The following is a 12377-nucleotide window of genomic DNA, read 5'->3' as shown; positions in this document are numbered from 1 at the left end:
AAACCTAATTACCCTTCAAATTGATGGGCTTAGTGGTATTAATTGGATACAATTTTCCGTTTAAGGCAAATGAAATTCTACCTGTTTCTTCTGAAACAACCAATGCAAGCGCATCGCATTGTTCTGAAATTCCAAGAGCTGCTCGGTGCCGTGTCCCTAGTTTTTTTTCTTCTATTATAGTTGTGGTTAAAGGAAGAACATTTCCTGCCGAAATAAGTTGGTTTCCCCGAATTAAAACAGCCCCATCATGCAAAGGGTTGCCCGGATAAAAAATGGATTCTATTAATTTAGGCGTTACTAATGCTCCAATTGCTGTTCCTATTTGAATATTAGGTTCAACCAAATCACGACGTTCCACAACGATCAGTGCACCATGCCTATGTTTCGAAAGGTGCTGAACAGAGGTGGATAAATCTTTATAAGTGTCCGTAAAAGATGATAAATAGCAATTCAAATAAAAAGAAGCAGCCATTGATTCAATTTCCATTAGATGTTCTTTAACATCTTCGAGACTTCCCAACAAACAATAATTTTCATTACCAAGTACATTCAAGTTAGATTGGAGCATAAGAATTAGATGTTGAATTCCATCTTCTAAATGTTGTTTCATAGGTGAGAAGTCACAATTATTGCTGTCCATGAATGATCACTCCATATCCATATACCGTATTTCGTTTATGGGAGCAAATGCAGGAAGAACCTGAAATTAATAAGGCTTGTCCTACAACAAGATGCGCATCTTTTTTTAAGCCATTTAATTTAGCAATAGCTTCTGGTTTAGTTTTGTATTGAATTGCTATATTGGTTAAGGTATCTCCATATTTTGTTTCATAAATGACTTGAGCATATGTTTGGATAGATTGAAAAAAAACCAAAATTCATATTAACAGAAGCGATGCAATTGTTTTAACCATCTTGAATTACCCCTTATTATTTTGCTATAAGGTAGTATTTGTTAGTTGTTTCATTTATATGAGAAGGAAAGAAAAAACAGTAATTCTATCACTTTCTAGTCTTCCTTTGTTCAGCTAAGTCAATCGATAGCTGTTTCATGCGTTGCTTCGTTAATGGATATAGAAAGACTAATATAAAGAAAATCAATAAATAGATAACTGCAGGTACGATGGTAGCTAGTTGATAAAGTCCTTTCAGCGTACCTTGGGTTTGCACTGCACGTGCTGCATCATAGCCAATGGCTGTAATGACAAAGCCGCCGATACCTCCAGCAATGGCTTGACCAACTTTGCGGGCAAAAGAATAGAAAGAATATACTGTACCATCTTCTCTTAATCCAGTCAGAAATTCATGGTAATCGATTACATCCGTAACAAAAGCCCATATCATGGTATTAAAGAAGGCATATCCAAACATTCCTACAGCTGAAATGGCAATGAATTGAGTTGTTGATAAATTTGGCAGGAGGTATAAAAGCATATATACCGAACCTGCTATTAACATTCCTATTGCTGTAGTCTCCTTTTTACCAAATTTGTTCACTAACGGTTTTACTAAAGGAATAGCAATAAATACAGTGACTGTTTGAATAATCCCGATAATACTTAATGCTGCTGTATTATGGAAGTATTCTTTAAACAAATATACGTTAACTGCACCAATCAGCATCGTACTCATCATGAATATTAGTGATGTTCGAATTTTTATCTTCAATTTAATAATCTCAGTTCCGAGATGAAATACAAAAAAATAATTTCTATTTCCTGAATGATCCCCCCTATCAATTTAACCTCATACCATTTTAATTTTTCCTGGTATCTAAATGACTTTTTCATGATTCACTATTCGAATAAAGGTTCTATGTTTTGGTTACTTTGTGTAAACATAATAACTATTTGTAACTAAATTATCAATTTATATGTGTCAATTTTGTGAATGAACCAGGACAAAACCTTTGTTTTGGTAATTAAAATCCAGCAGTTACTTTATTTTATTAACTGACTCTGTTATTATTAAATTATAAGTTATTAAAAATAACCTAGGAACCATTAGGGGTGTTTATATATGGATACAGAAGATAAATTATGCAGCAAAGTTGAAGAGTGCTATCATATTATGGGAAAGAAATGGATGGGATTAATTGTCCATACACTAATGGCGGAACCGAAAAGATTTAGTGAAATCCATGCCTTTATACCAGATTTAAGTAAAAGAGTATTAAATGAACGGATGAAAGAGCTTGAGGACAATGGGATTGTGTTAAGAAATGTTATTGCAGACCGTCCTGTACGGACTGAATATTCGCTAACAAAAAAAGGTACAGAGCTTGGACGATCGCTCAAAGCTTTAGAAGAATGGGCAGACAAATGGTTATAAAATAAAAATACTTCCATTTTAATTTTAAGAAAAAACACACTGCAAGTTCACAGTGTGTTTTTTATTGTTATATCAAAAAAGAGAGCCAATCCTCTCTCTCTTTGAATAGCTCTCTTAATTTTATATTTATTCCGTTTATTGATTTGCTTTTTTTACCCATTCTGCCACTGTAACAGTACGCTTTGCTTGATGTTTTACTGCTGCTTGAACATCTTCAATCATTTTTCCATCTTGACCAACAGTAACACTTGTTCCATATGGGTTTCCACCAGCTCCAAATGTAACTGGATCAGTATAACCAGGAGCAGCCACAATTGCACCCCAGTGATACATCGTTGTATATAGTGATAAAATAGTTGCCTCTTGACCGCCGTGAGCATTTTGTGCTGATGACATTGCGCTTACAACTTTATTTACAAGTTTTCCATTAAACCAAAGTCCACCTGTAGTATCTAGGAATTGTTTCATTTGTGATGGCATATTACCAAATCTAGTTGGTACGCTGAATATAATTGCATCTGCCCATTCTAAGTCGTCTAATTTAACCTCTGGTACATCTTTTGTTTTTTCAACTGTAGCTTTCCAAACCGGATTCCCTTCGATAGCTGATTGTGGAGCAAGTTCAGGTACTTTTAATACTTTTACCTCAGCACCTGCCTCTTTAGCACCTTCTTCTGCCCATCTTGCTAACTGGTAGTTTGTTCCGCCCATGCTGTAATAAATAACTGCTAGTTTAACATTTGTCATTTTTTCATTCTCCTTTTCTGATGAATTTCCAAATAATTTGGATAGAAAGCCCATATTGATACACCTCCTATTATTTCTTTTTTTTAATTTTACATTCTAAATTTTAGAAAGCATTTGTAGTCTCTTTTGAATCCTTGTTAAATATCAAGTGGCTTATTGCGAATAGCTTGCTTCCATTAATGATAAGATATACCATTTTCGTAAATCCTCCGGTTTGTTATCTTATTTAGTAATAATAAAATGATCTTGCCCCTTATTAAATATATGTTTCATTAATTATCTCCCTCCAGAACTCGAACCTCTACAGGCGGTAAGGTTTCTTCTAATTCTTCCCTTTTTGACTCTAGCCAAGATGGCAGCATAAGTTTCTGGCCGAGTTTCGCAACTGGTTCATCGACTGAAAAACCGGGCGGGTCAGTTGCTATTTCGAAGAGTATTCCTCCCTGTTCATGAAAATAAATTGCCTTAAAGTAATTCCGATCGAGAATTTCTGTCGGATGATAACCATTTTCCTCAAGAAGCGACTTCCATCTGCGATGATCTTCTTCATTCTTTGCTCTCCAGGCAATATGGTGAACCGTGCCTGCCCCCATTAATCCTCGGACAGATGGGGTAAGCTGAATATCAATCGTATTTCCAAGATGTCCTTCAGCCTTAAATCTTAGATAATCTCCATCTTGTCCGATACATTCTAATCCCATCACATTTTCTAGTACATCTGTTGTTTTATGCGGTTGAGCAGAGTTAAGGATAGCTCCGCTAAACCCTTTAATGGCATTATCCGCTTGAACCCCACCAAAGCTCCACTGGTTAGTTGGTCCCTCATCACTTTCGACAAGTTCAAGCAGCAAACCGTCTGGGTCGTTAAATCGGATATACTTTTCTCCGAAGCGAATGGAAGAAGTAGATTCAATATTGAATTTTTCAAATCGCTTTTTCCAAAATGGAAGCGAGCCCTTTGGGATGATGTAACTCGTTACTCCTACCTGTCCGGTTCCAATTCGCCCTTTTAGCTGTTTTTCCCAGGGGAAAAAGGTAATGACTGTTCCCGGGTTGCCCGTTTCATTTCCAAAGTAAAGGTGATACACCTCTGGACGATCAAAGTTGATTGTTTTCTTAATCAGCCTTAATCCCAGTACACCTGCATAAAAGTCGATATTCCTTTGGGCATCATTTACCATCGCAGAAATATGGTGGATACCTGACGTTTTTGGCATTGTAAGAATCTCCTCATCTCACCATAGGATTTTTTTGAAGATTTATTTCGGACTTTCAATGGAAAAGAGAAACACTCCTTTTAAAATTATTGTGTTTATTATTTAATGAAATTATAGACCTTTTAATCCAAGATTCTCTAATTCGAGATATTAAAAAATAAAAAAATTATCTAATTGAAAATCGGCATTATTGAACTTCTTCTAAAAAGCTATCAATTTCATCTAGCAGGAATACTCTCATATTACGCGGCAAGAAACTCCGTATTTCTTCTTCATTAAATCCCACTTGTAATTTTTTTTCATCTAGGATTAATGGTCTTCTTAATAACCCAGGATTTTCTTTAATAATATTAAATAATTCTCGAAGTGATAAAGAATCCATATTTACATTCAGTTTCTGGAACGCTTTTGAATTTGTCGAGATAATTTCGTCTGTTCCTTCCTCTGTAAACTGAAGGATGTTCTTAATCTCTTCTATCGTAAGCTTTTCAGAAGAAATGTTTCTTTCCTTAAATGGAATTTGATGATCCTCAAACCAAGCTCTTGCTTTTCGACATGAGGTACAACTTGGTGTTAGAAATAAAGTTACCATTTTAAACACTCTCTCCTTATCAAGTTAAATCAATTATTTATTGATTCTCAATTATCTCGAATTTAATTATCTTTAATTAAGGATATTTTTATTATATTTCTTCTTCCCTATTTGTCAACACTATTATTATAAAAAATTATTAATTGACACTCCTAATAAAATCTCATGCAACTTATATTGATTTATTCCCCTTTGTTTACTATAATGTACTTAGGTTACTTAAAGTAAACATGTTACTTTTTATATAAAAATTAGAAGTGAGGTAGTAAAATATGAATATGTTAGAATCAAAAGTAATTCAAACGAGATTTGAAAAAGAAATTTTTATAGATGAAAAATCAAACATTGAAATTAACGGGTTTCGTTCTCTCGATAAGAACACACCTTTTTATGAATTTATGATTGGCCTTGATCTAATGCGGATTAGGGATAATAAGTATTATGGAAATAAAAAAAGTTATGCTCGTATAAGAATTTCGGAGGATTTACAATCTCTTTTCGTTCTAGAACCCGATATTCAAAGTATCTTTGCCATCAAAAATCAACAAGAAAAAGAAGCAGCAATGGAATTAATTCAATATTTATTAATTGATTCACAAATTTTTAAACAAGTGGTAGCAGATATAATAGGTAACCTAAGAAAAACAAATGTAGTTAGCAGCTTGGAAATCAAGGAATTAAAAGTTAAACTAGCTGTACTAGAAGGATTATTAAATGTAACTGAGGAAAATATTCAATTCACAATTAGAATGGAAAATATCGCCTAATTATTTCACAAAGGAGAAAAGCCTCCATCATAATTGGCTTTTCTCCTTTGTGTATTTGTAATGTTTCATACTTCACGAAAAAGCAACCTTAATTAAGACAAGGTTGCTTTCATTTACTATTATTTAGTAATGCGTTTTTGTAATTGTTCTCTTTCCGCTTCATATCCTGGTTTTCCTAGAAGCGCGAACATGTTCTTCTTGTATGCCTCTACACCTGGCTGGTCAAAAGGATTTACTCCCATTAACAAGCCGCTGATTCCACATGCTTTCTCAAAGAAATAAACCATTTCACCGAAGGTATATTCATTTAATTGATCCAGCTCTACAGATAGGTTAGGAACTCCTCCGTCCACATGAGCTAGAACCGTACCCTGTGCAGCATTCTTATTTACATAGTCCATTGTCTTCCCAGCTAAATAATTTAATCCATCAAGATCTGCCTCTTCCATCCCTAAAGTAATGTCAACTTTAGGTTCTTTTACAGATACCACGGTTTCAATAAGGTCACGGCGTCCTTCTTGGACATATTGTCCCATGGAGTGAAGATCAGTGGTGAAATCAACAGAAGCAGGATAAAGACCTTTTTGGTCCTTTCCTTCACTCTCTCCAAATAGCTGTTTCCACCATTCAGAAACATAATGAAGGGCAGGTTCGAAGTTCACCAAAAGTTCAATTGATTTTCCTTTTCGGTAAAGAGCATTTCTGACGGCCGCATACTGATAACTTTGGTTTTCTGCCAAGTTTGGGTTATTATACTTATCCGCAGCAGCTGCAGCCCCTGCCATCATTATATCAATATCTAAGCCAGCAGTTGCAATTGGCAATAGACCTACGGCTGTTAACACAGAGTATCTGCCGCCAACATCATCAGGAATGACAAAGGTTTCATATCCTTCTTCATCAGCAAGTGTTTTTAATGCGCCTTTAGCACGATCGGTTGTTGCATAAATACGTTTTTTTGCTTCTTCTTTTCCATACTTTTTCTCCAAATATTCTCGGAAAATACGAAACGCAATAGCAGGCTCTGTTGTTGTACCTGATTTTGAAATCACATTAACAGAAATATCCTTGTCCTTAAGCACATCAAATAAGTGGGTCAGATAAGTAGCACTGATATTTTGTCCTGCAAAATAAATCTCAGTAGTACCATCCATTTGATTATGAAACGTATGAGACAATGCTTCAATGGCAGCTCTTGCACCAAGATAAGAGCCTCCGATTCCGATGACAATTAAAGCATCAGAATCACTGCGGATTCTTTCTGCCGCTACTTTGATACGCGCAAATTCTTCTTTATCATAGTTATGGGGTAAATCTACCCATCCAAGATAATCAGATCCTGGTCCTTTTTTTTCATGGAGCATCTCATGTGCAGTTTTTACAAATTCACTTAAATAGTCCACTTCATGCTGCTGCATGAAAGATAATGCATTTGAATAATCAAAAGTTATTGACATACACTTGTTCCCCTCACCGGTTTTATTTTGTTATGTAAGGGCGCTAATTCTCCTTTGACTAACGCCCTTAGCTTTTAAATCTTTTTATACAGTCTTCCAGTCAGCAGCAAATTTTTCAAGTCCTTGATCGGTCAACGGATGTTTAGACAATTGCTCAATGACCTTGAATGGAATCGTTGCAATATGCGCTCCTGCCATCGCTACACGGGTAACATGGTCTGGATGACGCACGGATGCAGCAATAATTTGCGCATCTAGATTTTGAATCCGGAACATCTCTGCGATTTTTGCGACAAGTTGTACACCATCTTCATTAATATCATCTAAACGTCCTAAGAATGGTGAAACATAAGTAGCACCTGCACGTGCAGCCAACAATGCCTGGTTCACACTAAAAATCAAGGTAACGTTGGTTTTAACACCTTTTTTAGTTAAATAGCGGCAAGCCTCTAGTCCATCAAGGGTCATTGGAAGCTTGATGGTGATATTCTTATCGCCGCCGTTAATTTTAATAAGCTCGTCTGCTTCTGCAATCATTTGGTCAGCAGTTAAAGCATTAGGTGTTACCTCGGCTGAAACGGACTCCACTTCTGGAACGGCATTTAGGATTTCAGCAATTCGGTCTTCAAATTTAACTCCTTCTTTTGCTACCAATGAAGGGTTGGTTGTAACACCTGAAAGAACTCCAATTTTATACGCTTTTTTAATCTCATCTAAGTTTGCAGTATCAATAAAAAATTTCATTTTTGTTTTCCTCCTATTGTTAAAAATTCGGTTATTTTAATTCTTTACGACAGCGTGTCCGCCAAATTCATTTCTTAATGCGGCTACAACTTTACCTGTAAATGTATCATTATCTAAAGAACGGTAACGCATTAATAAAGACATTGCAATAACTGGAGTAGCCGTTTGTAAATCTAAAGCTGTTTCCACAGTCCATTTTCCCTCACCTGAGGAATGCATGATCCCTTTAATTTCATCTAATTTTGCATCTTTTGAAAAGGCATTCTCAGTCAATTCCATTAACCATGAACGAATAACAGAACCATTATTCCAAACTCTGGCGACCTTTTCATAATCGAAATCGAAATCGCTTTTCTCCAGCACTTCAAAGCCTTCGCCTATTGCAGCCATCATCGCATACTCGATACCATTATGAACCATTTTTAAGAAGTGACCGCTGCCAGCTTTTCCGGCATATAAGAAGCCATTTTCCACTGCTGTATCCTTGAAAAGGGGTTCCACTATCTCCCAAGCATCTGGGTCGCCTCCTATCATATAACAAGCTCCATTTCGGGCCCCTTCCATACCGCCAGAAGTACCGGCATCCATATATCTTACGCCTATTTCCTTTAATTCATTGTAGCGTTGAATCGATTCTTTATAGTGAGAATTACCGGCTTCAACGACAATATCGCCTTTTTCCAAATAGGGTAAGATCTCACCAATAACTATATCAACCACTGCGTGAGGAACCATTATCCAGACAATTCTTGGATGTTCCAAGGTCCGGATGAGTTCTTTATAACTTGATACACCAGTTGCTCCATATTTCTTCATATTTTCTACTGCACTTGGATTAACATCAAATGCTACCACTTCGTGATGGTGATCCATTAAATTTTGCCCTAAGTTAAGTCCCATTTTTCCTAAACCAATAAGTCCTACCTTCATTATGTTCTCCTCCAATGTTGGATAATAATTTTTCCATTTCTTTAATGGTCCACTTAAGAATGTTTTAAGATACTTTTCGCAATACTTACAACATTTTCAGGACTAAATCCAAATTGCTTCATAACAGCTGTTCCATCACCTGAAGCACCAAATGTCTCTATGGAAAGAATTTTTCCTTCAAAGCCCACAAACCTCTCCCACCCAAGGGAAATCCCCATTTCAATGGCAATTCGTTTAGAATTTGAAGAAGGGAGGACCTTTTCTTTATATTCCTTTGATTGGTGACTAAACAATTCCCAGCTTGGCATTGCAACAACCCGCACAGAGATATTATCCTTTTCAAGTTCTGTTTTTGCGTTTACGGCCAAGGATACTTCGGAACCGGTAGCAATTAAAATAACATCTGGTGTGGCATTTGTTTCTTCTAATACATAAGCTCCCCTAGAAAGCTTCTCTAGATTTGCTTTTGTTTCATTAAACACCGGTAAATTTTGTCGGCTTAGGATTAATGCAACAGGTCCTTCTGTTTGCTGAAGAGCATATTCCCATGCACTAGCTGTTTCGTTTGCATCTGTTGGTCGAATAACCGTTAACCCTGGTATGGAACGAAGCGCTGCCAGATGTTCAACCGGTTCATGTGTAGGGCCATCCTCACCTACTGCAATCGAATCATGCGTAAATACATAAATCACTGGAAGCTTTGATAGTGCAGCCAAACGGATAGACGGACGAAGATAATCATTAAATACAAAGAATGTACTTACAAAAGGTTTCACTCCGCCGTGATAAGCCATCCCATTCGCTGCTGCACCCATTGCATGTTCACGGACTCCAAAGTAAACATTACGTGCACCATACGATTCAACTGCGTACATTTGTTCACCTTTGATTTCAGTCATGGTGGAATGGGAAAGGTCTGCACTTCCACCAAATATGGCTGGAACAGATTTCACATAATGGTTAATGGCTTCGCCGCTGGCAACCCTTGTGGAAATACTTTTCCCAGATTCAAATGTTAATAAATCTTTTGTATCGATGAGAACTTTTCCATCAATAGCTTTGGTTAATTGATCAGCTAGCTCAGGGTAGGCTTGCTTATATGCATCGAATTGCTGAATCCAAGTTTGTTCAGCATCAATCCCTTTACGCTTTAATTGCGCAAAGTGCTCTTTTACTTCCTCTGGAACATAGAAATCTTCTTCATAGAGCCAGTTATAGGCTTGTTTTGTTGCTTTTCCTTCTTCCGCTCCAAGTGGTGCACCGTGTGCTTTATTGGTACCAGCTACCTTTGGACTGCCATAGCCAATTATCGTTCTGATTTCAATCAAACTTGGCTGATCTATATGATGTTTCGCTGCTTCAATCGCATTCGAAATAGCTTTAATATCATTTCCATCATCCACTCTGAGATAATGCCAGTTGGCTGATTCTGCTCTTTTCTCAATGTTTTCAGAGAACGAAGCGTTTAATTCACCATCCAGTGAAATATCATTTGAATCGTATAGCACGACCAACTTCCCAAGTTTCATGTGACCCGCCATTGACATAGCTTCATAGGAAATACCTTCCATTAGGTCGCCATCTCCGACTAACGCATAGGTGTAATGATCAATAATCGGATGCCCTTCTTTATTAAACTTCGCTGCTAAATGTGCTTCCGCCATCGCCATCCCAACAGCGTTCGCAATACCTTGACCTAATGGTCCTGTAGTCGCTTCTACACCAGCAGTATGACCGAATTCAGGATGCCCCGGCGTTCTGCTATTTAACTTTCTAAAGTTTTTCAAATCATCAATGGTAACATTATAGCCAGCTAAATGAAGCATGCTATACAGCAAACTGGATCCATGTCCCGCAGATAAAACAAATCGGTCTCGGTTGAACCATTTCGGGTTTTCAGGGTTATGATGAAGATGCTTCGCCCATAATGCATACGTCATTGGCGCCGCCCCCATTGGTAGACCGGGATGACCAGAATTTGCAGCGTTAATAGCATCGATAGATAATGTTCTAATGGTAGTAACTGCTAAGTTCTCGATGTTTTGTGTCATTTTAATAAACCTCCTGGATACTTATTTCTGAAGTACTTTCTCTTTATTTTCTTCAACTTTTTCATCTAGCCACCATTTAAACCCATTTTCTAACAAGAGGGTATTTGCAGCATCCGGACCATAAGTACCTGATGAATATTCATGTAGTGGGAGTAGATTTTCCTCGAATGCATCAAGAATTGGTTGAACCCATTCCCACGACAATTCTACTTCTTTCCAATGGGCAAAGAAGGTGGAATTTCCGATTAAAGAATCATAAATCAGCCTTTCATAAGCCTCAGGTACTCCTAAGCCATTGCGTGATGAATCCTCACAAGAAAAATTAATTCTGACAGGTTCGATTTTTCCATTATTCATCGGATTTTTACTGTTTAATTGTAGTGAGACATTTTCGCCTGGGCTAATTTCGATGATTAATAAATTAGGTTCGACTTTTTGGTTATCGTTTATATAGTGTAAATCTAATGAATTTTTAAATTCGATTACGATACGAGTAGATTTTTCCTTCATTCTCTTTCCTGTTCGAATATAAAAAGGAACACCAGACCAAAACGGATTATCGATCCAAATTCGAGCAGCTACAAATGTATCAGTGTTGGAAGAAGGGTCCACTCCAGGTTCATCCTTATACCCTGGAACTTTTTGACCATTAATCTCACCAGAAAGGTACTGACCACGAACGATTTGGGTTTGAACATCTTCTTTTGTTACTGGCCTGAGAGCTTCCATTACCTTCCTTTTTTCATTCCTGATTTCAGAAGCATTGATTTTTTTGGGGAGATTCATGGCCGTCATCATTAGCATTTGCAGCATGTGGTTTTGAACCATATCCCGTATGGCTCCTGCTTGATCGTAATATCCTGCTCTTGTCTCAACCCCTACCGTTTCACTCGCAGTAATTTGAACGTTTGCGATATGTTCTCTATTCCATATTGATTGTAAGACTGGATTTGCAAATTCTAATGCCTCTAAATTCTGAACCATTGGCTTACCCAAGTAGTGGTCAATTCGGAATATCTCTTCTTCTTCAAATGCAGAACTTAATTTTTTATTTAGTTGACGGGCAGTTTGAAGATCACGCCCAAATGGTTTTTCAATCATCAAACGTTTCCAACCATTCGTTGCTCCTAAGCCACTATCTCTGATATTCAAAGCAATAATGTCAAAAAATTTTGGTGCAACAGAAAGATAGAACATTCGATTTTCTTTTATTTGCAATTCCGCTTCTCTTTGCTTAACCAACTGAAGTAATTTTTGATAATCTTCTGTATTGTTAACGTCTAAAGTGTTATATCGAAAAGCCTCTAGAAAATCTCCCATTTCGCCAGCGTCATGTTCCAAACGGCGTGAAAAGGTTAATATAGATTCTTTTACTTTTTCTTGAAAATCATTATGAGTGAGGGTACCTCTTCCAAGTCCAATAATAGATATTGGTTGTGGTAATTTTTGATCTAAATACAAATTATAAAGGGCGGGGAAAATTTTTCGCTTCGCTAAATCCCCTGTTGCCCCAAATAAGACAAAGGTCATTGATTCCAATT

Annotated in this window: 12 protein-coding genes; 2 read left to right on the top strand and 10 right to left on the bottom strand. The window is 36.9% G+C overall.

Translation table 11 applies throughout. The features are described 5' to 3' along the window. Nucleotides 1-4: 4 nt before the first annotated feature. Together cdaS and ACFPA1_RS02820 are read right to left on the bottom strand one after the other, a co-directional pair. Complete coding sequence (gene cdaS / locus ACFPA1_RS02830; protein ID WP_213140689.1) at nucleotides 5-640, bottom strand: sporulation-specific diadenylate cyclase CdaS; 636 nt, start codon at nucleotides 638-640, stop codon at nucleotides 5-7. Nucleotides 641-1002: 362 nt separating this feature from the next. After that, complete coding sequence (locus ACFPA1_RS02820; protein WP_378581160.1) at nucleotides 1003-1635, bottom strand: MFS transporter; 633 nt, start codon at nucleotides 1633-1635, stop codon at nucleotides 1003-1005. A gap of 384 nt (nucleotides 1636-2019) precedes the next feature. Here ACFPA1_RS02820 and ACFPA1_RS02815 point away from each other — a divergent pair, with 384 nt between their 5' ends. Further along, nucleotides 2020-2331 (top strand): winged helix-turn-helix transcriptional regulator, encoded by a 312-nt coding sequence (locus tag ACFPA1_RS02815; protein ID WP_378581158.1) that lies wholly within the window; start codon nucleotides 2020-2022, stop codon nucleotides 2329-2331. 135 nt (nucleotides 2332-2466) lie between these two features. On the opposite strand, the gene wrbA is transcribed toward ACFPA1_RS02815, so the two are convergent. From wrbA to spxA, 3 genes are all read right to left on the bottom strand, one after another. Next, complete coding sequence (gene wrbA / locus ACFPA1_RS02810) at nucleotides 2467-3132, bottom strand: NAD(P)H:quinone oxidoreductase (RefSeq protein ID WP_213140691.1); 666 nt, start codon at nucleotides 3130-3132, stop codon at nucleotides 2467-2469. A gap of 218 nt (nucleotides 3133-3350) precedes the next feature. After that, on the bottom strand, nucleotides 3351-4295 hold the full coding sequence (locus ACFPA1_RS02805; RefSeq protein WP_378581156.1) for a ring-cleaving dioxygenase: 945 nt from the start codon (nucleotides 4293-4295) through the stop codon (nucleotides 3351-3353). Nucleotides 4296-4482: 187 nt separating this feature from the next. Next, complete coding sequence (gene spxA / locus ACFPA1_RS02800) at nucleotides 4483-4887, bottom strand: transcriptional regulator SpxA (protein ID WP_378581154.1); 405 nt, start codon at nucleotides 4885-4887, stop codon at nucleotides 4483-4485. 272 nt (nucleotides 4888-5159) lie between these two features. Between spxA and ACFPA1_RS02795 the strand changes: the two genes are divergently transcribed. Next, complete coding sequence (locus tag ACFPA1_RS02795; RefSeq protein WP_378581152.1) at nucleotides 5160-5654, top strand: hypothetical protein; 495 nt, start codon at nucleotides 5160-5162, stop codon at nucleotides 5652-5654. A gap of 119 nt (nucleotides 5655-5773) precedes the next feature. On the opposite strand, the gene ACFPA1_RS02790 is transcribed toward ACFPA1_RS02795, so the two are convergent. From ACFPA1_RS02790 to zwf, 5 genes are all read right to left on the bottom strand, one after another. Continuing rightward, the gene (locus ACFPA1_RS02790) at nucleotides 5774-7111 is read right to left on the bottom strand and encodes a glucose-6-phosphate isomerase (RefSeq protein ID WP_378581150.1); all 1338 of its coding nucleotides are present in this window, start codon (nucleotides 7109-7111) and stop codon (nucleotides 5774-5776) included. A gap of 84 nt (nucleotides 7112-7195) precedes the next feature. Then, on the bottom strand, nucleotides 7196-7855 hold the full coding sequence (gene fsa / locus ACFPA1_RS02785) for a fructose-6-phosphate aldolase (RefSeq protein ID WP_213140697.1): 660 nt from the start codon (nucleotides 7853-7855) through the stop codon (nucleotides 7196-7198). A gap of 36 nt (nucleotides 7856-7891) precedes the next feature. Continuing rightward, nucleotides 7892-8785, bottom strand: a complete 894-nt coding sequence (gene gnd / locus ACFPA1_RS02780) for a phosphogluconate dehydrogenase (NAD(+)-dependent, decarboxylating) (protein WP_213140698.1) — start codon at nucleotides 8783-8785, stop codon at nucleotides 7892-7894. A gap of 53 nt (nucleotides 8786-8838) precedes the next feature. Further along, entirely contained in the window at nucleotides 8839-10836 is a 1998-nt protein-coding gene (gene tkt / locus ACFPA1_RS02775; protein ID WP_378581148.1) for a transketolase, read from the bottom strand. Nucleotides 10837-10857: 21 nt separating this feature from the next. Beyond that, the gene (gene zwf / locus ACFPA1_RS02770; protein ID WP_378581851.1) at nucleotides 10858-12366 is read right to left on the bottom strand and encodes a glucose-6-phosphate dehydrogenase; all 1509 of its coding nucleotides are present in this window, start codon (nucleotides 12364-12366) and stop codon (nucleotides 10858-10860) included. Nucleotides 12367-12377: the final 11 nt, after the last annotated feature.

Source organism: Neobacillus sp. GCM10023253 (assembly GCF_042653105.1).
Classification (GTDB): Bacteria; Bacillota; Bacilli; order Bacillales; family Cytobacillaceae; genus Neobacillus; species Neobacillus citreus.
The sequence above is the reverse complement of the archived record's forward strand: the minus strand, read 5'-3'. Positions and strand labels throughout refer to the sequence as shown.